Here is a 22,011-nt window from a genome sequence, read left to right on the forward strand (position 1 = left end):
CGCCAACAGATGCAGGCGCGCCACCGCGCCCTGCTCTCAACTCGATATGCCAGGATCACCATGAGTATCGATAACACCACCTCCGATAAGCCTGCTTCCTCCCCCCGCCTGCAGGTTCCTGGGCTATTCAAATGGATGGTGGGAGACATGGAGGTCACAGCCGTCAGCGACGGACATGCGACGTTTCCGTTGTCCATCGTCCCGGATGCCGATCCGCAGGAGGCCGAACGCCTGGCCCAGGCGGCGTTTCTGCCACCCGGCGACCTGCCTATGGCGATCAACACCTATGTGATTCGGCAGGGCACGAGGACGGTGCTCGTCGATACCGGAGCGGGCGGAGGCCTTGGTCCGCAGGCTGGCAAGCAGCGTGATAATCTTCGCGCGGCCGGCATCGATCCGGCGTCCGTCGACGTGCTGTTTCTGACGCATCTGCATCCGGACCATATTCTCGGGATGACGACGCAGGACGGCACGGCGGCCTTCCCGAACGCCGAACTGGTCCTGCATCAGCGGGAACTGGCTTATTGGTCGGACGACGCCAACATGGCGCAGGGGACAGAGTTCGAGCGCTTCCTGTTTCAGTCGGCCCGACAGGCGGTCGCGGCTTATGCGGGGCGCACGACTCTGCTGGAGCGGGACGAACAGGCCGTGAGTCCGGGCGTGATCGCGCAGGAACTCCCCGGCCATACACCCGGTCACACGGGGCTGCTGGTCGCGTCCGGCGATGGCCAGCTTCTGATCTGGGGGGACATCATCCACCTGCCGCATCTCCAGTTCGTGCATCCGGAATGGGGCGTTGGTTTCGATGTGGACCCCGCCCAGACCATGGCGACGCGCAGGCGAATGCTCGACAGGGTCGCGACGGACCGGATGATGGTCGCGGGCATGCATCTGGACTTCCCCGGATTCGGCTATGTCGGTCGCGCGCGGGATGGCGCCTATGCGTTCGTGCCCTCCCCATGGCGTCATGCCTTCTGACGTATCCCCGTCGACAGGCTGCACTCCGCCGCGTACAAACCGTGTTCGACACCATGCCATGTCCGGCACCGGGGCGGGAGGATGCGCGAAGACGCGTCGTGACGCACCATCCAACCAGCAAGAGATCCCGTCCATGAAGCTCGCCCGCCATGACGTCCCCGGAGCCGAAAGACTGGCCATCGTAGACGATGGCGGTCGGCAGCGCATTCTTGTCTGGGACGAATGACGCAGCAGGAAGGAGACCGTCGCATGGCGGAAGACGCGTTTTATTCCTATGAACCCGCTGCCGGGCATGGCTTGGCGCATGACCCGTTCAACGCCATCGTCGGCCCCCGGCCGATCGGCTGGATTTCATCGGTGGACGGCGGCGGCCGCCTCAACCTGGCGCCCTACAGCTTCTTCAACGCGTTCAATTATCATCCGCCCATCATCGGGTTTTCCAGCATCGGCTGGAAGGACACCGTGGCCAATATCGCCGAGACCCGCGAATTTGTCTGGAACCTGACGACACGCGACCTGGTGCGCCAGATGAACGTCACCTCGGCTGCCGTCGCGAAGGGACAGAGCGAGTTCGACCTGGCGCGGCTCGCGCGGCTACCGGGCCGAACGGTCCGAGTGGACAGGATCGCCCAGAGCCCCGTTCATTTCGAATGCCGGCTGACGCAGATCGTCCAGCTCCAGGGGGCGGACGGGCAGGCGGTGGAAAGCTGGCTTGTCCTGGGGGAAGTCGTCGCGGTGCATATCCGCCGCGACCTGCTGCATGACGGGATATACGATACCGCAGGTGCCGTGCCGGTGCTGCGCGCGGGACGGCAAGGGGATTACCTGGCCGTCGAACGCGACGCCATGTTCGAATTGCTTCGCCCGCGCGCGGACGACGATGTGGAGGCCCTGCTTCGCGAAAGCCGGTGAGGCGCAGGCCGGCGCGGCCTAGCGATCGGTGCGGACTGCAGCGGCCGCTATGCCAGCCTTTGGACCTCCTGCAATCGGGCCGCAAGAGCCCCGACAAAGGCGCGGACCTTGGGCGGGACCAGGCGTCGGGTCGGATAAACCGCCCAGATCGATAATGGCTCGGGCGCCCCATCGGCGAGTTCGATCGGGACCAGAAGACCCTGGCGCATCTCATCCTGCACGTACCATGTCGAAAGATTGGCGATGCCGAGGCCGCCGAGGCACGCCTGCTGCAAGGCCTCCACCGAACTGGCGGTGAAGCGGCCCGCCGCCTTTACCCGCCTGCTCCCCGAACGTGAGAAATCCCAGTGCGATGTGCCTGTAATAAGCAGGCATTGATGGTGCGCGAGGTCGGCGACCGTCCGCGGCATTCCCTGTTCCGCGAGATAGCAGGGGGCGGCAAAGAGGCCGCGCGGGCTCTCGCCGACACGTTGGGCGATCAGGCCGTTCTCCTGGAGCACCGCGATCCGCACCGCGACATCGATTCCCTGCGCGACGATATCGACGATGCTGTCGCTGAGCAGAAGATCGACCCGCAGATCCGGATGCGCGCGCATCAGGTCCACGATGAGCGGCCCCAGGATCTTGCGCCCGAAGGGAAAAGAGGCGGTGACCCGCAGCACGCCCGAAATACCGTCCCCGACGGGCCTGATGCTCGCGCGGGCGATAGCGGCGTCTTCCAGCAGTATCTGGGCATGGGGCAGGAACGCTTCGCCTTCCGGCGTCAGAGCGATCGAGCGCGTGGTGCGATGCATGAGACGGACGCCAAGGTCGTCCTCCAGCGCGGCAAGCCGGCGCGTGGCAACCATCGGCGAGAGGCCAAGCCGACGGGCAGCGGCGGCGAGGCTGCCCATGCGTACGGCCTCGACGAGCACGGCAAGCCTTTCCAACTCCATTATATCTCCAATCGTTATGCCGATATATATCTTCGTATAACTACATCACACATGGATATTCATCTAGATGTCGGGCTCTGGAACTGATGCCCGTGGCGCTCTCGACCTGTCCCTTGCACCACGGCCTGACTCATCGGGAGATCCGTCATGTCGACATATGCGCCAACCGCCTCGCATCCACCTGCGACCGCGACACCCGGCACCAGAACACTCAGTCTGGGGACGACGCTTGCGATGTCGGTAGCAGCGGGCGTCGCCGTCGCGAACATCTATTACAACCAGCCGATGCTCGGCGTGATCGAACACGCGTTTCCCGGCGACATGGCGGGTCTGATCCCGACGGCCACGCAGTTCGGCTATGCGGTCGGCCTGTTCCTGCTTGTGCCGCTGGGCGACCTGATAGAGCGCAGGCGGTTGATTATCGTCCAGTTCGCCATCGTCGCGATGGCCCTGGCGGTGGCGGGGCTGGCGCCGAGTGCCGGGCTGCTGGTTCTGGCGTCGCTGCTGCTGGGCATTTCGGCCACCGTCGCCCAGCAGATCGTGCCGTTCGCGGCGCATCTTTCGGCGCCCGAACGGCGCGGGGCCACCGTCGGCACCGTCATGTCGGGGGTGCTGGGCGGAATCCTGCTCAGCCGGACGCTGGCCGGCTTCGTCGCGACCCATTATGGCTGGCGCGCCATGTTCTGGCTGGGCGTGCCGATGGCGCTCGCGGCCGGGGCCCTGATGGCAGCCGGCCTGCCCCGCAGCCATCCTCCGCAGCCGGGCCTCCGCTATGGCGCCCTGATGCGGTCGCTCGTCCATATCTGGCGCGAATTCGGCGCGTTGCGACTGGCGGCCGTCACCCAGGCGCTGCTGTTCGCCGCCTTCACGATCTTCTGGACGATCCTGGCCTTCCGGTTGCAGGAACCGCGCTTCGGCCTGGGGGCGGACGTCGCCGGCCTCTTCGGTATTGTGGGCGCGGTCGGCATCTTCGCCGCACCCGTGGCGGGACGTGTGGCGGATCGCTACGGCCCGCACCGGGTCATCGCGCTGGGCGCCGTGCTGACCTTGGCGTCATGGGTGGTGTTCGGGCTATGGACCTCGATCGCCGGCTTGGTAGCGGGCGTCATCCTACTCGATTTCGCTGTGCAGAGCGCGCTGGTCTCGAACCAGCATGTGATCTACGCCCTGCGGCCGGAGGCCCGCGCGCGGCTCAATACCATCTTCATGGGGGCCATGTTCCTGGGCGGGGCCGCAGGCTCGGCCGTGGCGACCACGGCATGGACCATGGCGGGATGGACCGCGGTCTCCCTGCTGGGCGGCGGGCTGGCGGCGATCGCCGTGATCCTCCAGCTTGCTGGCCTGAGACGCGAGGACTGATCATGCGCGTAGCGATCGTCGGAGGCTCCCTTGGGGGCCTTTTCGCAGCCGTGCTGCTGCGCCAGGCCGGGCACGCGGTGAGGATCTACTGTACCGGCCTCGGTTTTTGAGACATCTGGTTGGAGCCTAAGCGGCGAGAGCCGCGGTGGAAAGAGCTTTGGCGCGCACGGCGTTCGGTGACATGAACCCGTGCCGTTCAAGGAGCCATGTTTCATTGTATAGATCGCGGAATTCCAGCAGGGCCTGTCGGAGATCCTCGACGTTCTCGAAGTTCCGGACCCAGAGCAGGTTCTCCTTGAGTGTCCGGATGAAGCGTTCGGCGCAGCCATTGCCCTCGGGGGCGCGGACGAATGCCGGCGAGCTTTCGATGCCCAGGAAGCGAATTTCGTTCTGGAAATCATCGGACATATACTGGCTGCCGTGATCGTGGCGCAGGGAAAGTCCAGTTGCTACTTTTTCGGCGAATGCGCCAAAACAGCGGCGCACGCCCTGGCGTATGGGCTCCAGGGCCTCGAAGCGGGTGCCGCGCCGGGCGGCATGAATGCCGGCGCATTCGCCGCTGTGATGATCGATGGCAATGAAGACGGCGGCCTGTCCTTCCTGCGTCCATGTCGACGTCATGTCGGTGCCCCACATGATGTCGAGGGCATCCGGGATGATGGTGCCGTCATGGTTGCGCGGTCCCTTCGGCGCGCCGGTCCGCGAGGGGGCGAGCAGATCGTTTTCACGCATCAGGCGCAGCGTCCGGCGACGGGACGTGCGTACGCCCGCGACCCGCAGTCTTGCCCAGACCTTGCGGTGCCCTTCGCCATGAAACGGGCTGGCCGTGATGATCGCACGGATGCGCCCGACCAGTTCGGCGTCCGGCATGGGGCCTGTCGGGCCGCGCCGCCGCAAGGCTGGTCTCACCTCCATGGGCGTCCGGCGGCGGTAGAGTGTCGCCCGGCTGATGTTCCAGACCCGGCAGACCGCCGCCAGTCCATAGGGGCGACCGGAAGAGGGGGAGACCGCCGCACTCATGGCCGCAGCCTCCGACGGGCCAAAGGGCGGCCAGCCTCCATGGCCGCGATCTTTTCACGCAGCAGTTCACGCTCGATCATGACCTCGCCGAGCTTTGCCTTGAGGCGATCGCTCTCCAGCGTTTCACCGTCAGTCTGACGTGTCGCAAGACTGGCCTCGCCCCCGGAAAGGAAGGCGCTCTGCCATCCGCTCAGGGTTGCGGCCGTCACGCCCAGTTCGCGCGAGACCATCTCCATGTCCTCACCGCGCAGCAGACGAAGCACGGCCTCCTTCTTGCGGCGGCGTGACATGCGTCCGCCATGCCCCGGTCGTTTCGCGTCGTTCTTCAACTCGTTCGTCATTCTGACACCCTCGCGCATTCCTCACGCGCTTATCTGGTGTCTCAAAAAACCGATAGGCGGGAGACTACGAGCGTTCCCACTCTGGGCTGGAAGGGCGCGGCGCCGGTCTCGTGGTCCAGGAGCAGCTTTCCTCCCTCCTGCGCCGCATCGGCCTCTCGCACGCCATGCAGGTCGGCGTCATGGCGAACGAGCGCATCTTTCTCGACCGCGCGGGCATGATCGTCGCGCGCCGGACGATGCCGCAGATGCAGATCTCCTGGGACTATCTTTACCGCGGCGTGCGCGCCCGTCTTGAAGACGGCGACTATGCGGTCGGGCGACCGGTCGTCGCGGTCGGGCAGGCGGCGGATATGGCGTGGCTGGAGTTCAGCGACGGCAGCCGGGTCTCCGCCGATCTGGTGATCGGTGCCGACGGGATCGGGTCAATCGTCCGGCCCGCCGTAATCGAGGCGGATACCCCGCGCTATGCGGGCTATGTCGCCTGGCGCGGATTGATCCCGGAGACCACCCTGCCCCAAGCGGCGGCGGCAACATTGCTCGACCGCTTCGCCTTCTACACCATCCCTCGGTCACAGGCGCTGGGCTATCTCGTGCCCGGCCCCGACGGAGAGACCGATCCTGGTCACCGGCGCTATAACTGGGTCTGGTATCGGCGGGCCGAGGACCTCGCGTCGGTGCTGACCGACAGGGATGGCCGGATCCATCCCTATTCGTTGTCGCGGGGGCGTATCAGCGACGCTGCCCGCGCGGCGCTCGTCGCGGCCGGGCGGCAGCAACTCCCGCCGCAGTTTCTGGGGGCCATGCTGGCGGAACCGGCGCCCTTCATTCAGGCGATCTTCGATTTCGAGACCCCGAGAATGGTGCGAGACCGCCTGCTGCTGCTGGGGGATGCCGCGTTCGTCGTCCGGCCCCATACCGCGATGGGGGTGGCAAAGGCCGCCGGAGACGCCCTTGCGTTGGTCGACGCCCTGGCCGGCGCACCGTTGGATCAGGCCTTGATCAGATATGAACGCGAGCGCCTCGAAGCCGGCCGTGCGATCGCCGCATACGGCCGAAGACTGGGCGCATCGATGGGCTGACGGACAATCGACAGACCACCGCCCAATGCCCCCGTGTTTTTTAGCACGGGGGCTCGCGGGCGATGGTCCAGTCGCACGGATCAGGCGGCATCCACCAGGACGATCTCGGAATCTTCCAGCGCCTTGACCCGCAAGGTTGCCGTTTCCGAAATCGCGGCGCCGTCACGGGTGTTGACCCGCACACCGTCGATCTCCACAGCCCCGGTCGAGGGCACCAGATAGGCCTGGCGTTCGGTGCCGAGCGCATATTCCGCGATCTGCCCGGCCTTCAGCGTCGCGCCCAGGACGCGGGCATCGGCGCGGATCGGCAATGCATCGGCATCGCTCTCATACCCCGACGCCAGGGTGACGAAATGACCGGCCCGGTTCTCCTTGGGGAACGGACGGGCACCCCAGCTTGGCGCCTTGCCTTGTGCGGTGGGGATGATCCAGATCTGGAAGATCTGGGTCTCGCCGGATTCCAGGTTGTATTCGCTGTGTGTGATGCCGGTGCCAGCGGACATCACCTGCACATCGCCGGCCTCGGTGCGGCCCTTGTTGCCCAGATTATCCTGGTGGGTGATCGCCCCCTTGCGGACATAGGTGATGATTTCCATGTCGCGGTGCGGATGGGCGGGGAAGCCCGTGCCCGGCGCGATGGTGTCATCGTTCCACACCCGCAGGTCTCCCCAATGCACGCGCTCCGGATCGTGATATCCCGCGAAGGAGAAATGATGTTTCGCCTTCAGCCAGCCATGATCGGCTCCGCCCAGGCTGTCGAATGATCTGACGTCTATCATCTGATACCTCCCGGCCCGTATTGGCCTGCTACAGGGGAAGAGATACGCCGTCGTCATCCGCATTTAAATGGAAATGAAAGAAATTCATTGGTTCCAATAATTACATTAAGCCAGGCACACGCAGCGATGACCCTTACGCATTAAAATGGCGACCATACTGTCTGCGGATACGGTGTGCGTATGGGCCGCGTCTGCGTCAAACGTTCAAACAACCATCAAAATCGACAAGAATGGGTCCGAAAACGCGTGGTAGAGATGCGCTGCGGCGCCCAACACCCATGACCTTACGGGAAAAGCTCCATCTTCATGTTGCTCGATTGTCGATCTGACTGGCGGCTATGGCCGCGCGGGCCGGTCGTCATGCTTCCATGGCACGCGCGGCTTCCGATTGTATACGAATCCTATGCCGCTCCGACTATCCAGGTGCCGGTTTCGTCAGTCATCTGGGAGAAACAAGTCTCCTGGATGGAGAGGCGAGAACGGAAGGAGTTTCTGGAGATCCTCCGTTGGCGCGCGGGCATCGAGCAGCTGGTCCTCATCCTCGGGTCCCCAAGGTAATGGCGCACGGCAAGGACGGTCGTCCTTTCGTGAATCCATCACGCGCAATCGTCCGGAAGGCTGGGCCGTCGTCGGGCACCTGTCTCTGCCGTTCCAACGCCCTTCCAGGAGCCCGTCGCCATGGTCCAGTCCGCCGCCCCTAGCAGCCCTACATCCCATCAGGAACGCATGCTGCTGCTCGGGCTGGGTCTGGCGACGGGCATGGAGTTCTATGTCGCCGATAGCATGAACCTCGTTCTGGTGGACCTGACGGGAACGCTGGGCGTCTCGCTGGACCAGGCGAGCTGGATCCTGACCACCTACAGTCTGGCGCTGTTCCTGGGCGTGCCAGTATCTGGTTGGATGGCGGGTCATTTCGGCCCCAAGCGCTATCTGATCGGCAGCGTAGCACTCTTCGCCATGGCCTCTGTCGGCTGCATGATTTCGCCGGGACTGGAGACGTTGCTGATCTGCCGGGTGGTGCAGGGGTTCGCGGCCAGCGCGCTGATCACCTGGTGGCGCAGCACGATCTATATCGTCCTGCCCAGGCCGCATCGCAGCGGCAACATGATGCGGGCATCGATCCTGTTGTCCCTGTCCAGCGCTACCGGGCTGATCGTCAGCGGGTTGATCGCCGAATATTTGAATTGGCGCTTGATCTTCGTCCCCGCTCTGCTGTTTGCGCTCGGCGCGATCTGGCTGCTGGCGCGCTATTATCCGCCCTGCCCGCCCTTCACGTCCGAGCGACTCAGAACCAGCGACTGGCAGGGCATGATTCTGCTGATGGTCGCCGTTGCGTCCTTGCAGATCCTGTTAAGCCGTGGGGAAATCGACGACTGGTTCGCATCGTCGCATATCCGGACGTTGGCATTGCTGGGCGTCGGTGCGCTGGTTCTGTTCCTGCTATGGCAGTTGCACCCCAGGAACAGGAACCCGCTCCTCCTGTTGACGGTGCTGCGGGACCGGCTGGTCTTGTCTGCGGCGGCGCTGGGTATTTTCACCGGCATGATCTTGTCCGGCAGCCTGTTCGTGCTGCCCGAATTCCTGCGCAGTGCGGCCTCCCAGACCCTCAGCGCGTCACAGGCGGGCCGGCTGATGGCTGCATATGCCGTGGCGGCAGCGGTCGTGCGCTCGGTGAGCGGCCAGCTTCTCAGCCGGACCGGCCAGCGTAAGGCGCTGGCGATCGCCATGATACTGCTGTCGGTCTCCATGCTGCTTCTGAACCGGCTGATGACGGCCGATACGCCCGCCGCCTATTACATGCCTGCCCTGATTTTGTATGGCGCCTGTCAGGCGATCTTCCTGCCCAGCGTCGGCAGCGGCACGATGTCGCGTGTCAGCGACGAGAAATTTCTCGATGGTGTTACGCTCTATATGACATTCCGGCAGTTCGGTGCGTCGCTGGGCGTGGCGCTGCTGACGATCCTGCTGGAGCGGCGAGAGACGCTGCATTCCTCACGCCTGTATGAAGCCCTGCGCGCCGGCCAGGGAACGACGGAGCAGTGGATGCGCGTGGGCGCGCAGACGCTGGCCGGCCGTGACGGCTTTACCCCGCACCGGGCGCAGGAGGGCGCGCTGGATCTGCTGGCGCATGCCGGCTGGCGCCAGGTGGAAACGCTCAGCTACGCCGACGCCTTCACGTTCATGGCGGTCATCGCCGTCATCACGCTGTTCGTCATTCCGCTGATGCCGCCGACGCCGGTGGTCAAAAAATAGCGTGGCCGCGCCCATGCGCTTTACATCTCCTTGAGGAAATCGATGAACGCCCAGGTTGCCGCTCCCGCGACGCAAGCTCCCAGCCCCCAGCCCGCCACACGCCCGAAAATGCTCGTCCTCGCGGCTGTGATCGGTGTTCTGGTGCTTGCCGGCGCGATCTACGTCTTCGTGCCAAGCTATTTCGAGGAAGAAACGGACGACGCCTATGTCGAGGCGCATATCCAGTCGGTCATTCCCAAGGTGCCCGCCTATGCGGCGCATCTCTATATCGATGACAACAGCCGGGTACATGCGGGCGACCTGTTGCTGCAACTCGATCCCCGCGATTATGAGACGCAGGTCGCCGTATCGCAGGCCGATGTCGCGGCCGCCGAGGGACGTCTGAAAGAAGCGCGTGACGAGGGCGAGGTGGCCACGACCGCCGTCCACCAGCGCCAGGCCGACCTGGAAGTCGCGCAGGCCCACGAATCCCTCGCCGACATCACGCTGAAGCGCCTGCGCAGCGTGACCGACGTGCGCGCCGTCTCTACCCAGCGCGTCGATGACGCCACCGCGCAACGACAGGCGACGCAGGCCGAGGTGCTGGCGGATCAGGTCGCGATCCAGGCCGCGCAGGCGCAGCTTGTGCTGGCGCGGAGCCACATCGTGACGGCGCAGGCGACTGTGCTGCAGGCGAAGACCCACCTCGCACAGGCGCAGTTGAACCTGTCCTATACGAGGATTTATGCCGACCGCGATGCAACTGTGGCCAACAAGCTCGTCGAGCCCGGCAATTTCGTGCAACCTGGGCAGCTTCTGTTCGTCCTGGTCCCGGACGCGCCCTATGTGGTGGCAAATTATCGCGAAACCCAGGTCACACGCATGCGTCCTGGCCAGAAAGTCCTGGTGCGGGTCGATGCGTTTCCTGAACGGTATCTCCACGGCCATGTCGATAGCCTACAGCCGGGTACCGGCTCACGCTTCGCACTGTTGCCGCCGCAGAATGCCACTGGCAATTTCATCAAGGTAGTACAGCGCGTTCCGGTGAAGATCGTCTTCGATGAACAACCCGAAATCCTGCGCCGGATTTCTCCCGGCATGTCGGTGGAGACCGAAGTGTTTTTCGGGCAGCACCCACATTGGCTCGGCCTGTTCGAATAAGAGGGCACGATGAACGCGCTGTCGTCTGGCTCAATCTCTCGCGCCCTTCTGTCCGCCTGCCTGCTGGTCGTTACCGGTGCCTGCACGGTGGGCCCCGATTATCACCCCCCACGGTCGTCATTGCCCACCCGCTTCGCCGAAAGCACGGAGAGCCGCGCCCGCCCGCTGCCCGACGATGGTGCTGCCTGGTGGACCAGCTTCCACGATCCGGTGCTGAATCGTCTGATCGACGCGGCCCTGCAGTCCGCGCCCACGATCGCGCAAGCCAATGCCCGCGTGCGCGAGGCCCGTGCCATGGTGGGTATTTCCGGCACCGCGCTACTGCCAAATGCGAGTGCGGATGCCGCGTTCAAACGCAATCTGGGCAGCCAGAACCTGCCGGTCGGCGTGCCGCCGGGCGGCCTGGGGCGCGGCGTTCACAGCAATCTGTTCCAGGCCGGGTTCGATGCGTCGTGGGAAATCGACGTGTTCGGCGGCATACGGCGCGGCATCGAATCCAGCGACGCGGGCTATGAAGCCGCGATCGAGGATCGGCGCGACGCGATCCTGACCCTGGCCGCCGAAATCGCCCGCACCTACATGGACCTGCGCGGAATGCAGGAACAGCTGGATGTCGCGCGGCGTAACCTGGTGATCCAGCAGGACGCGCTGGCGATCACCACGGTCCAGCTCAAGGCGGGATTGGCGCCGGTACTCGATCCCCTGCGCGCGAACGCGGAGGTCGAAGGCACGCAGGCCGATATTCCAGTCTTGCAGGCGGACATTCGCGGCGCGATCTACCGGATCGGCGCGTTGGTGGGCCGCATGCCGGAAGACCTTCTGACCCAGCTTGAACAGCCACGGCCGTTACCGGCGCTGGACCCGGATCCGCCGCTTGGCCTGCCGTCGGACCTGTTGCTGCGGCGCCCGGATGTAAGTGCTGCGGAACGGCGAATTCAGCAGGAAAATGCGAAGATCGGCGTGGCGACGGCGGATTATTATCCGCATTTCTCGCTGACCGGCGTCACCGGAATCGAAAGCCTGGACGCGTCGAAATTCCTGACCGGCGCAAGCCTGTATTATCAGGTCGGTCCCTCCATGAACTGGCTGATCTTCGACGCGGGTCGCACCAGGTTCCGGATCCAGGCCGAGCAGGCCAGGACGGATCGGGCCCAGGCGACTTACCAGCAGGATGTGCTGAACGCGCTGCGTGACGTCGAGGCGGCGATGGTGACCTACGCCAAGGCCCAGATCCGCTATCGCCATCTTAAGCAGGAGCGGGAGCAGGAAGCGCGGGCACTCTCGGTCGCACGCCGCCTCTATGCCAGCGGAAACGAGAATTTCCTGACCGTACTGGATGCGCAAAGGACGCTCTATCTCGTCGAGGATCAACTCGCCAGGAGCGATCGCGACTGTGCGACGGACCTGGTCGCCCTATTCAAGGCCCTTGGCGGCGGGTGGCAGGGTACGGACCGTGGCTGAAAACCGCGCGATACGGTGACGCCCGTCCAGGCACGGCTCATGTTCTTTTCTGTCGGCGCCATGAAGCGGGACTGATGCCGACATGTTTGGAAAAGACGCGCGTCAGATGGCTTTGATCGGCAAAGCCGCAATCCAGGGCGATATGACTGATCGGCATCGTGCTCCGATGCAGCATGTCCTGTGCCTGCTTGACACGTGCGGCCAGCAGCCAACGGTGAGGCGGCAGCCCGGTACTCTCTCTGAACGCGCGCGTGAAATGGCTGACCGACAGGCCGCAACTGGCGGCGAGTTCCTGAAGCGTCGGCGGGTCCTTGATGTCCTGTCGCAGCCATTCCTGAATGCGTCGCGCCTGGCGCAGAGGCAGGGCGCCGTTATCGGGCTGGCATGGGCGTTGTAGACGACCGTACGAATGACCGATGTGCAGACAGATCGCCGCGAAGATATGTTCGAGAAAATACGCGTTCGCTTCCTCGGGGCGGGCCAGCGCAGCATCCAGGATCTGTGCCATATGGTACATGATCGGATCCACGCAGTTGACGTCCGACAGACTGTCGATTTGGTCGATCCGCGGGACGCAGAGTTCATCCGCCAGGGCGGACAGGGCCGCGATCGGAACAAAGATCATCGTGGAATTCAGGCTGTGGCCGCGCAGATCGGCATAGCAGCACGCCCGAAAATCCAAAATGCCCAGCGACCCTGCGTCAGTTGGCGGCCGCCGGCCATGTCTTTCATCGATGAAGAAGTCGAATGGCTTTCTGGGCGCGCCACTGACATTGATCACAAACATCTCCTGAATCACGTTGGGCGTGGTCCAGCCAATGTCCGCTCGCTCCGAAACGTAGCGCGCTGCCAGGGGTTGCGGCGCACCGTCCCGCATGATCGCAAGATGCTGATACGTATCAACCTTGTCTTCGACACACAGCCAAGGCTTGTCAAAATCGATCGACTTCAATGCACTTCGGTTGCAGATCAACATCGATCATTCTCCGCTCGAACGTCCATCACCACGCGCTGTGTGATACCGGAACAATTCTTATTCGCAGTTGAAGCACACAATGCACCCTGGGAATATGAAAGATTGCAGATCCTGAACTCCTGGCAATGGATAAGGAGATCACGCACCCGAGCATCAAACGAGGCTTTTGTTTTGCACCATCATGCACCCGTTAAATAAAAAACTTTATAAATATAGATATTCCATATTTTAATTGTCGCTTTTGTGCAGAATGTCGTATAGTTTCATTTGTTGCAGAGCCGGGCCAATACCCCGCATATCAAAGGTCACAATCCTGGCCACTGCATGTTACCGTAGCTATGCAAGGCAGTCTCATCGCTGTTGTGGCTCCGGAATTGGAAACCTACCAAGGTACCATTATAAGCATCATCCCGATACGAGGCAACATAGCCATAATATGCAGTTCACCTCGATGGCTTATCCAGGCGACAAATTTACGTCAGACGTGGTGCCTACAAAACTGCTGCATGCCAAGAATGACAGCAAGACATTGGGCGGGAATTCATCGGATGTGTAGCATTGATGGCGCAGAGTTGCGAGTCCCGTATGATTTTCGTCAAGGGGACATGGCCGATGCGCCAGTCCTCCTGCCATTGCCCGATGCAAATGGTCATATCCACACCATGATGCAATTCTGCCGGCGTATCTGTCCAGGCGCCCCCATCCTGGCTCCTCGATTGGACCGGCTACACGCAGGGGGGGAGCCGAGACCGGATGCAACCACCGACGTCCGGGCGGATCACATCGCAGCGCTGATCGTCCGCGCCGTATCGGACCACGGCCTTGCACTGGTTCCTATCGTCTCCGTCGGGCATCGCGATAGTGCCGATCTTGGCATGTGTCTTACATTGCGGCACGGAGCCTTGTTGGGGGCAAGCATCATGCTTTCGCCTTCGACCCACCCAGCACCAGCCGGACACCACGTGTGCGACGGACTTCATGTCCTGCTGGCGCTGCCCGCCACAGAGCAGGAACACGGAAAGGTAGGGTGGCAGATTCGCAATGCCATGCTGAAAGCTGGAGCGGACGTCATTTGCGAGACCATTCCGCGACGTCATATCCTCGGACCGCTTGAAGCCGCCGTCGCCAGAGTCTTCATTGCCGCACTCTTTGGCGACAATCGCTCAAAACATGATCCTAATCGTCAATCCATGTCCTTATAGACGTCCTGCGAGGACGGTGACGGTGACACCGCGTCCACGGCCCGCATGGCTATTGACCTTGCCCCGAACGTGCCCTCAGTTTTGAGTTAGGGTCTGTGGGTTGTAAAGTGCTCCCCGATCTTAGGCCAGGGCGAGCTGGAAATTCCCGGGGTTAGCTGTCAGGTTGTGAGACGTCATTGGCATATATCATGATGCGATTGACATCGTCCATGATGGTTTCTGCGTTCATGTCCTTGTAGCTGCGCTTCCGAAGGCGCGGTGTTTTCCGGATACGTTCGGCGACTTTTGCAGCGGGCGACAGCCCGCCCAGAACCCTCTGTCGGCGTTGATTGTATGCGTGGTTGAACCCGCGTAGCAGGGCTTCAAGATCCGCGTGGTGCGCGACGTTGATCGGCAGGACCTCGGTTGCGACGCGGCCGTTGAAGCGCTCGACCATGCCATTCGTCTGGGGCGAGTAGGCACGGGTCCGTCGCCGATCCACGCCCTGATCCTGGCATGCTTTCTCAAACGCATCCGCAGTGAAGCAAGAGCCGCGATCGGTCAGGATATGGGTGATCCGGAAAGGAAAAGCGGTTCTGACGGCCTTGAGAAAGTCGACAGCATTGGCCGCATTCTCGGCGTCGTAGACGGCCAGATACACGAAGCGCGAACAGCGATCGATAGCGACGTAGAGGAACCGTTTGCGGGCCTCACCGTCTGCGGTCTGCAGCTTTGGCAGATGCTTCACGTCGATATGGACATAGCCCAGGTCGTAATCCCGGAAGGTGCCCTCTCCCCGCGCCGGGCGGATCTTTTCCTTCACCGGCCGACGATTGAGCCCTGCATCCTTGAGGATGCGCCAGACGCTGTCGCGGTTGAGGTGGGGCAGGAAGTGCCGCAGCACGAAGGTCAGGTCATCGAGCCCGAACTCGGTGGCGCGACGCAGATGACAAACGACGCATTGCCTCGCCTGAAATGTTTCCGGACTGCGAGTTGTTGCCTCACCTAAAATGTTCCCTTGGCGATACGGAGCTGGGGGTGGAGATGAGGCGGATCAGCATGGCGACAAGAGACGAGATCGTATTGGCGTTGAAGCAGCGATATCTGAAATCGGGGCGGCAGGAACGCGGCCGGATCCTTGATGAGTTCGTGGCGGTCAGCGGGTTTCATCGTAAACATGCATCCCGACTGTTACGTGGGGCGCGGACACGATCCCGCCCCGCCCGAGACAACCGGCGTGTGTATGACGACGCGACCAGAGCAGCCTTGATCATGACGTGGGAAGCGTCCGACCGGATCTGCAGCCGCAGGCTCAAGGCGCTTTTGCCCACTCTGCTCGAGTCGATGGAACGGCATGGCTATGCGACGCCGACGGCCGATATCCGTACGAAATTGCTGGCAATGAGTGCCGCGACGATCGACCGCGCCTTGAGCCACAGCAATGCGCGACCTGCCGGACGTCGTCGCAAAACGGGCATTCCCTCGACGCGACGGAGTATCCCGGTCCGGACGTATGACGGCTGGGACGATCCCGCTCCCGGATTCATGGAAATGGACCTGGTCCTGCACAGTGGCGGCACGCTGAAGGGCAGCTATGTGCAGACCCTGGTGTTGACGGACATCGCCTCGGGCTGGACGGAATGCGTCCCCTTGCTGGTGCGCGAACAGCAGTTGTTGACACGGGTCCTGGACAGCGTTCGCGCTCGGCTGCCATTTCCCCTCCGGGGGATCGACGTGGACAACGACAGCGTTTTCATCAACGAAACCCTGAAGAATTATTGCGCGCGCCACGACATCGAATTTACGCGCTGTCGGCCATACCGGAAGAACGATCAGGCCTGGGTCGAACAGAAGAATGGCGCCGTGGTCCGGCGGGCGATCGGCTACCGGCGGTATGAAGGTCTGGAAGGCGCCAGGATCCTCTCGACGCTTTATGAGGCCTTGCGCGGCTACGTGAATTTTTTCCAACCGTCGTTCAAGCTGCGGAGCAAGGAACGGCATGACGCGCGCGTGATCAAACGCTATCATCCCCCGGCGACGCCCTGTCGACGACTTGAAGACGACGCGCGCCTCGACGAACCGGCAAGGGCTGCCCTGCGTGTGCAGGCGCAGGCGCTGGATCCGATCCGGTTGCTGCAGACGATCCGGTCGGCGCAGGAACAACTCGTTACACACGCCGACGGCACCGCGCGCGGGCCGTCTGGTCCACCCGCTGTCGAGACGCTGGAGGCGTTTTTGGCCGACCTGAAGAAGGCCTGGGACACCGGTGCGTCTGGCAGACCGACGGACAAGCGGCGGGAAACGGCGCCTCGCGGTAGGCGCCGCCCCGATCCTCTCGTCGATGTCACGGAGGAGCTGGAGCAGCTGTTTGCCGAAGATCCGACGCGCTCGGGCCGTCAACTCATGGAATGTCTGCAGGCGCGCTTTCCGGGACAATATCCCGACGCCCTGTTGCGAACGATCCAGCGACGGCTGAAAGGGTGGCGCGCCCGCGCCGTCGATGCGCTTTACGCGCCAGCGTTGATGGCTTCCCCATTGCCGCCCGATCGGGCGGCAATGGGGATCGATGCGTGAGGCAGCAGGTGCAACCCGGTGAGGCGACAATCAGACGCTCGGGAACATTTCCTGATGAGGCAATACGTCCCTCATCCAGATCGTCGCGCCACATGTTCAGGCACTCAGCCCGGAATTTCCCGTTGAAGGACTCGATAAAGCTGTTGTCGGTCGGTTTGCCGGGGCGGGAGAAGTCGAGCACGACCCCCTTCTGATACGCCCAGAGATCCAGATCCCGGCTGACGAACTCCGTGCCCTGGTCGACCCGGATGCTTTTTGGGTAACCCATCTGCGCACAGATCCGCTCCAGCGTCTGGACGACATCCTCGCCACGATAGCTGAACCGTGGATCGGTCGCCGGCGAGAAGCGGGAGAAAGTGTCGATCACCGTCAGGATCCTGATCTTGCGGCCCGTCGCTAGCTGGTCGTGCACGAAATCCATGGCCCAGGTGTCGTTATTATGGGCGGCCGGACGGCGATCCTCGCGCACCTTCGCCTTGACCCGGCGCCTGGGCACCTTGTTGCGTAACTGCAAGCCCAACTCCTTGTAAAGCCGATAGATCCGCTTCGGATTGACCGCCCAGCCATCGCGTTTCAACAGGACATGAACGCGCCGATAGCCATAGCGAACGCGCGTTTCACAGATCTCACGGATCTTCTGTGTCAGTTCGGCCTGCGTGCCACGCTTCGACTTGTAGACATAGAGCGAGCGGTCGATCCGCAGCACCGCGCAGGCGCGTCGTGTCGAGACTTTCCAGTCGCCCTGCAGCATGTCCACGAGTTCGCGTTTGCGCGCAGGCCTTAAAGCTTTTTTGACAGCACGTCCTGCAGCATCGCCTTATCAAGCGACAGGTCCGCCACGATCCGCTTCAGCTTGGCGTTTTCCTCTTCAAGCACCCGCAGCCGCTTCATCTCGGACGGCATCAGACCCGCATATTTCTTCCGCCAATTGTAGGGTCTGTGGGGATTTGGGATTCCCATTTTAGCGGAGATGTGATTCACCCTCTGGATGGATCGCTTAGTACTGACCGATGCCCAATGGGCGAAGATAGAACCGCATTGCCTGGGTAAGCTGTCTGATCCCGGACGCAGTGGCCGCGACAACCGGCTATTCATTGAGGCGGTTCTTTGGATTGTCCGAACAGGCAGCCCATGGCGGGACCTTCCTGCCACATTCGGCAACTGGAATACGGCATTCCGTCGGTTTCGTGATTGGCGCGAAGCCGATGTTTTCAAGCGGATTTTTGATGCCTTGTCGGGAGACCCCGACATGGAATACGCCATGGTTGATGCCACTATCGTCAAGGTCCACCGGCACGGCCAAGGCGCAAAAGGGGGACTCAGAGCCAGGCCATTGGTCGTTCCAAAGGCGGGATAACGACCAAGATCCTGGCCCTGACCGATGCCTTGGGCAACCTTGTTCGCTTCAAACTGCTACCGGGGAACCGCTACGACACGATCGGCGTCGCCCCTTTGATCGATGGCATCAACTTCGAAGCCCTGCTGGGCGACAAGGCCTTTGATGCCAACTGGATCATCGAAGAACTCGACCAGCGAGGAGCGAAAGTCGTCATCTCACAACGGTCACAGCGCAAGAACCCGCGCGCCATTGACGAAGAGATATACAAATGGCGTCACCTGATCGAGAACTTCTTCTGCAAACTCAAGGAGTTCAAGCGCATCGCCATGCGAGCCTGCAAAACCGACCGGAGCTTCGAGGCGATGATATATCTCGCCGCAGGTGTCATCAACTCACGTTAAATCCCCACAGACCCTAGAACGTCGCATCCGAAATACCCGCCTTGCGGCAGACCTCGGCGACCGACGCTCCCCCTTCGGCCTGCTTCAGAACAAACGCGATCTGCGCCTCGGTGAACTTCGATGCCTTCATGGAACTCTCCTCATCCCGAGCACGGGATCATAAGTGGAAAATTCCAACTCGAGCTGGTCCAATTTTCGGGGAGCACGTCAAAGGGTCACCCGGTACCTTTCCGTTTGTTTCCTATGTGTTTCCTGCGTGGGGATTTTGGGCAACAAAAAACCCGCCTTGTGGGGCGGGTTTTGTTGTGTCCTATCAAGGACTTGAACCGTGGTTGCGGGGGCAGGATTTGAACCTGCGGCCTTCAGGTTATGAGCCTGACGAGCTACCGGGCTGCTCCACCCCGCGGTGGTGTAGGTGGATTGGAAGACCTGGCGGCGACCGACTTTCCCGCGTCTTGAGACGCAGTATCATAGGCGCTGGGGCATTTCACGGCCGAGTTCGGGATGGGATCGGGTGGAGCTATCCCCGCCATGGCCACCAGGTCGTCCAGTCCACCCTGATGGGGTGTAGTGGGCGTGAGAGGTTGGTGCTGAGGTGTGTGTATTGAGTGTTGAGTGGATGATTGCTGTGCATGTGTGTTGCCTGCGTTTAAGCGGGCTGTGTGAGTGAGCCTATTGGGCGATTAGGACCAGTTAGCTGCACGCATTACTGCGCTTTCACATCTGGCCTATCGACGTGATGGTCTATCACGGCCCTCGGGGAGACCTGGTTTTGAGGTGGGTTTCTCGCTTAGATGCTTTCAGCGATTATCCCGTCCAGACTTAGCTACCCGGCTGTGCCGCTGGCGCGACAACCGGTGCACCAGAGGTCTGTTCATCCCGGTCCTCTCGTACTAGGGACAAATCCTCTCAAGTCTCCAACACCCACGGCAGATAGGGACCGAACTGTCTCACGACGTTCTAAACCCAGCTCACGTACCACTTTAATCGGCGAACAGCCGAACCCTTGGGACCTGCTCCAGCCCCAGGATGTGATGAGCCGACATCGAGGTGCCAAACCTCCCCGTCGATGTGGACTCTTGGGGGAGATCAGCCTGTTATCCCTAGAGTACCTTTTATCCGTTGAGCGATGGCCCTTCCACGCGGGACCACCGGATCACTATGGCCGACTTTCGTCTCTGATCGAGCTGTCACTCTCACAGTCAGGCGGGCTTATGCCATTGCACTCAACAGTCGATGTCCGACCGACCTGAGCCCACCATCGCGCGCCTCCGTTACACTTTGGGAGGCGACCGCCCCAGTCAAACTGCCCACCATGCAGGGTCCCGGACCAGGCTTACTGGTCTCGGTTAGACATCAGAAACAGTCAGGGTGGTATTTCAAGGATGGCTCCACCGGAACTGGCGCCCCGGGTTCTAAGCCTCCCACCTATCCTACACAGAATGTCTCTGATGCCACTGCAAAGCTGCAGTAAAGGTTCATAGGGTCTTTCCGTCTGACCGCGGGTACCCCGCATCTTCACGGGGAATTCAATTTCGCTGAGCCGATGCTGGAGACAGCGGGGAAGTCGTTACGCCATTCGTGCAGGTCGGAACTTACCCGACAAGGAATTTCGCTACCTTAGGACCGTTATAGTTACGGCCGCCGTTTACCGGGGCTTCAATTCAGTGCTTGCACACCTCCTCTTAACCTTCCGGCACCGGGCAGGCGTCAGGCCGTATACGTCGTCTCTCGACTTCGCACAGCCCTGTGTTTTTACTAAACAGTCGCTACCCCCTGGTCTGTGCCACCCACAAATGGTTGCCCAATCATGGGTCTCGCTTATCCCGAAGTTACGCGAGCAATTTGCCTAGTTCCTTCAGCATCGTTCTCTCAAGCGCCTTGGTATGCTCTACCAGTCCACCTGTGTCGGTTTCGGGTACGGTCTATTCGCTAGAGCTATTTCCTGGAATGCTCCAAAAGCCAGCCCAATCCGTTAAGGACTGACAACATATCGCATTCGTCACTTCTAGCAGGCCCAGGAATATTCACCTGGTTTCCATCGACTACGGCTTTCGCCCTCGCCTTAGGGGCCGGCTCACCCTGCGCGGATTAACCTTGCGCAGGAACCCTTGGACTTTCGGCGACAGTGTTTCTCGCACTGTTTGTCGCTACTCATGTCAGCATTCGCACTTCCGATATCTCCAGAGAGGGTCACCCCGTCTCCTTCTCAGACCTACGGAACGCTCCGCTACCGCGCATACAAAGTATGCACCCACAGCTTCGGCACGTGGCTTGAGCCCCGTTACATTTTCGGCGCAGGGTTTCTATTAGACCAGTGAGCTATTACGCTTTCTTTAAAGGATGGCTGCTTCTAAGCCAACCTCCTGGTTGTTTTGGAATCCCCACATCCTTTCCCACTTAGCCACGATTTGGGGGCCTTAGCTGGTGGTCTGGGCTGTTTCCCTCTCGACGATGGACCTTAGCACCCACCGTCTGTCTGCCAGGCTAAACTTCCGGGTATTCGGAGTTTGGTTAGGTTTGGTAAGGCTTTGGGCCCCCCTAGCCCATCCAGTGCTCTACCCCCCGGGGTCAACACCTGACGATCTACCTCAATAGATTTCGCGGAGAACCAGCTATCTCCGAGTTTGATTGGCCTTTCACCCCTAGCCACAGCTCATCCCCGACTTTTTCAACAGGCGTGGGTTCGGCCCTCCAGTGCGTGTTACCGCACCTTCAGCCTGGCCATGGCTAGATCACTCGGTTTCGGGTCTTCTGCCAGCAACTCAGCGCCCTATTCAGACTCGCTTTCGCTACGCCTACACCTATCGGCTTAAGCTCGCTGCAAACAGAAACTCGCTGACCCATTATACAAAAGGTACGCCGTCACCCCATAAGAGGCTCCGACTGCTTGTAGGCATCCGGTTTCAGGTCTCTTTCACTCCCCTCGTCGGGGTGCTTTTCACCTTTCCCTCACGGTACTTGTTCACTATCGGTCACCAGGGAGTATTTAGGCTTGGAGGGTGGTCCCCCCATGTTCAGACAGGATTTCACGTGTCCCGCCCTACTCAAGGATCGTTCCTGACATTACGCATACGGGGCTATCACCCGCTATGGCCGGACTTTCCATTCCGTTCCGCTTCTTCAAAAACAACCACTGGCCTGCTCCGCGTTCGCTCGCCACTACTAGCAGAATCTCGTTTGATGTCTTTTCCTCCAGGTACTGAGATGTTTCAGTTCCCCGGGTTCGCCTCGTGACCCTATGTATTCAGATCACGATACCCATCGCTGGGTGGGTTGCCCC

11 protein-coding genes, 1 tRNA gene, 2 rRNA genes and 6 pseudogenes (1 of these 20 running past the window's edge) are annotated in these 22,011 nt (G+C 61.6%); 10 read left to right on the forward strand and 10 right to left on the reverse strand.

Features of this window, described 5'->3' with window-relative positions; all coding sequences use genetic code 11:
- Nucleotides 1-9 precede the first annotated feature (9 nt).
- A complete protein-coding gene (locus QN315_RS06030; protein WP_323992139.1) occupies nucleotides 10-978 on the forward strand; it encodes an MBL fold metallo-hydrolase in 969 nt (322 codons plus the stop codon).
- A 249-nt stretch (nucleotides 979-1,227) separates the two neighbouring features.
- Complete coding sequence (locus QN315_RS06035; protein WP_176638407.1) at nucleotides 1,228-1,890, forward strand: flavin reductase family protein; 663 nt, start codon at nucleotides 1,228-1,230, stop codon at nucleotides 1,888-1,890.
- Nucleotides 1,891-1,937: 47 nt separating this feature from the next.
- On the opposite strand, the gene QN315_RS06040 is transcribed toward QN315_RS06035, so the two are convergent.
- Entirely contained in the window at nucleotides 1,938-2,825 is an 888-nt protein-coding gene (locus tag QN315_RS06040) for a LysR family transcriptional regulator (protein ID WP_323992140.1), read from the reverse strand.
- A gap of 234 nt (nucleotides 2,826-3,059) precedes the next feature.
- Between QN315_RS06040 and QN315_RS06045 the strand changes: the two genes are divergently transcribed.
- On the forward strand, nucleotides 3,060-4,184 hold the full coding sequence (locus QN315_RS06045) for an MFS transporter (RefSeq protein ID WP_323992144.1): 1,125 nt from the start codon (nucleotides 3,060-3,062) through the stop codon (nucleotides 4,182-4,184).
- Between the two features lie 126 nt (nucleotides 4,185-4,310).
- Here the strand turns inward: QN315_RS06045 and QN315_RS06050 are convergent.
- A pseudogene (locus QN315_RS06050) lies at nucleotides 4,311-5,545 on the reverse strand (IS3 family transposase).
- A gap of 77 nt (nucleotides 5,546-5,622) precedes the next feature.
- On the opposite strand from QN315_RS06050, the pseudogene QN315_RS06055 reads away from it, so the two are divergent.
- Nucleotides 5,623-6,624: pseudogene (locus QN315_RS06055) on the forward strand (FAD-dependent monooxygenase); the annotation flags it as partial.
- Nucleotides 6,625-6,704: 80 nt separating this feature from the next.
- On the opposite strand, the gene QN315_RS06060 reads toward QN315_RS06055, so the two are convergent.
- A complete protein-coding gene (locus tag QN315_RS06060) occupies nucleotides 6,705-7,403 on the reverse strand; it encodes a pirin family protein (RefSeq protein WP_323992146.1) in 699 nt (232 codons plus the stop codon).
- 726 nt (nucleotides 7,404-8,129) lie between these two features.
- Between QN315_RS06060 and QN315_RS06065 the strand changes: the two genes are divergently transcribed.
- Genes QN315_RS06065 through QN315_RS06075 form a run of 3 tightly spaced genes read left to right on the forward strand, consistent with a single transcriptional unit; the run spans nucleotide 8,130 to nucleotide 12,257 of the window.
- A complete protein-coding gene (locus tag QN315_RS06065; protein WP_323992147.1) occupies nucleotides 8,130-9,656 on the forward strand; it encodes a DHA2 family efflux MFS transporter permease subunit in 1,527 nt (508 codons plus the stop codon).
- A 42-nt stretch (nucleotides 9,657-9,698) separates the two neighbouring features.
- The gene (locus QN315_RS06070) at nucleotides 9,699-10,796 is read left to right on the forward strand and encodes an HlyD family secretion protein (RefSeq protein WP_323992148.1); all 1,098 of its coding nucleotides are present in this window, start codon (nucleotides 9,699-9,701) and stop codon (nucleotides 10,794-10,796) included.
- Between the two features lie 9 nt (nucleotides 10,797-10,805).
- Nucleotides 10,806-12,257 (forward strand): efflux transporter outer membrane subunit, encoded by a 1,452-nt coding sequence (locus QN315_RS06075; protein WP_323992149.1) that lies wholly within the window; start codon nucleotides 10,806-10,808, stop codon nucleotides 12,255-12,257.
- 37 nt (nucleotides 12,258-12,294) lie between these two features.
- On the opposite strand, the gene QN315_RS06080 is transcribed toward QN315_RS06075, so the two are convergent.
- Nucleotides 12,295-13,233: an AraC family transcriptional regulator gene (locus tag QN315_RS06080; RefSeq protein ID WP_323992151.1), complete on the reverse strand. Its 939-nt coding sequence runs from the start codon at nucleotides 13,231-13,233 to the stop codon at nucleotides 12,295-12,297.
- 920 nt (nucleotides 13,234-14,153) lie between these two features.
- Between QN315_RS06080 and QN315_RS06085 the strand changes: the two genes are divergently transcribed.
- Nucleotides 14,154-14,435: a hypothetical protein gene (locus QN315_RS06085; RefSeq protein ID WP_323992154.1), complete on the forward strand. Its 282-nt coding sequence runs from the start codon at nucleotides 14,154-14,156 to the stop codon at nucleotides 14,433-14,435.
- A 151-nt stretch (nucleotides 14,436-14,586) separates the two neighbouring features.
- On the opposite strand, the pseudogene QN315_RS06090 reads toward QN315_RS06085, so the two are convergent.
- Nucleotides 14,587-15,366: pseudogene (locus tag QN315_RS06090) on the reverse strand (DDE-type integrase/transposase/recombinase); the annotation flags it as partial.
- A gap of 92 nt (nucleotides 15,367-15,458) precedes the next feature.
- Between QN315_RS06090 and QN315_RS06095 the strand changes: the two are divergent.
- Nucleotides 15,459-16,988 (forward strand): transposase family protein, encoded by a 1,530-nt coding sequence (locus tag QN315_RS06095; protein WP_323992155.1) that lies wholly within the window; start codon nucleotides 15,459-15,461, stop codon nucleotides 16,986-16,988.
- A gap of 64 nt (nucleotides 16,989-17,052) precedes the next feature.
- On the opposite strand, the pseudogene QN315_RS06100 reads toward QN315_RS06095, so the two are convergent.
- Nucleotides 17,053-17,921, reverse strand: a pseudogene (locus QN315_RS06100) (IS3 family transposase); the annotation flags it as partial.
- A gap of 55 nt (nucleotides 17,922-17,976) precedes the next feature.
- Here QN315_RS06100 and QN315_RS06105 point away from each other — a divergent pair.
- Nucleotides 17,977-18,728 (forward strand): annotated as a pseudogene (locus QN315_RS06105) (IS5 family transposase).
- 16 nt (nucleotides 18,729-18,744) lie between these two features.
- Here QN315_RS06105 and QN315_RS06110 read toward each other — a convergent pair.
- The 4 genes and pseudogenes from QN315_RS06110 to QN315_RS06125 form a co-directional block, all read right to left on the reverse strand.
- Nucleotides 18,745-18,858 (reverse strand): annotated as a pseudogene (locus QN315_RS06110) (transposase); the annotation flags it as partial.
- 199 nt (nucleotides 18,859-19,057) lie between these two features.
- A tRNA-Met gene (locus QN315_RS06115) sits at nucleotides 19,058-19,134 on the reverse strand.
- 21 nt (nucleotides 19,135-19,155) lie between these two features.
- A 5S ribosomal RNA gene (gene rrf, locus QN315_RS06120) occupies nucleotides 19,156-19,271 on the reverse strand.
- 119 nt (nucleotides 19,272-19,390) lie between these two features.
- Nucleotides 19,391-22,011, reverse strand: a 23S ribosomal RNA gene (locus QN315_RS06125) (it continues 120 nt past the right edge of the window).

Source organism: Nguyenibacter sp. L1, from assembly GCF_035199985.1.
Taxonomy (GTDB): Bacteria; Pseudomonadota; Alphaproteobacteria; order Acetobacterales; family Acetobacteraceae; genus Gluconacetobacter; species Gluconacetobacter vanlangensis.

Coding starts and splice junctions, on each gene's coding strand:
- QN315_RS06030 (WP_323992139.1), top strand. CDS start 10: ATGCAGGCGCGCCACCGCGCCCTGCTCTCAACTCGATATGCCAGGATC.
- QN315_RS06035 (WP_176638407.1), top strand. CDS start 1,228: ATGGCGGAAGACGCGTTTTATTCCTATGAACCCGCTGCCGGGCATGGC.
- QN315_RS06040 (WP_323992140.1), bottom strand. CDS start 2,825: ATGGAGTTGGAAAGGCTTGCCGTGCTCGTCGAGGCCGTACGCATGGGC.
- QN315_RS06045 (WP_323992144.1), top strand. CDS start 3,060: ATGTCGGTAGCAGCGGGCGTCGCCGTCGCGAACATCTATTACAACCAG.
- QN315_RS06060 (WP_323992146.1), bottom strand. CDS start 7,403: ATGATAGACGTCAGATCATTCGACAGCCTGGGCGGAGCCGATCATGGC.
- QN315_RS06065 (WP_323992147.1), top strand. CDS start 8,130: ATGCTGCTGCTCGGGCTGGGTCTGGCGACGGGCATGGAGTTCTATGTC.
- QN315_RS06070 (WP_323992148.1), top strand. CDS start 9,699: ATGAACGCCCAGGTTGCCGCTCCCGCGACGCAAGCTCCCAGCCCCCAG.
- QN315_RS06075 (WP_323992149.1), top strand. CDS start 10,806: ATGAACGCGCTGTCGTCTGGCTCAATCTCTCGCGCCCTTCTGTCCGCC.
- QN315_RS06080 (WP_323992151.1), bottom strand. CDS start 13,233: ATGTTGATCTGCAACCGAAGTGCATTGAAGTCGATCGATTTTGACAAG.
- QN315_RS06085 (WP_323992154.1), top strand. CDS start 14,154: ATGCTTTCGCCTTCGACCCACCCAGCACCAGCCGGACACCACGTGTGC.
- QN315_RS06095 (WP_323992155.1), top strand. CDS start 15,459: ATGAGGCGGATCAGCATGGCGACAAGAGACGAGATCGTATTGGCGTTG.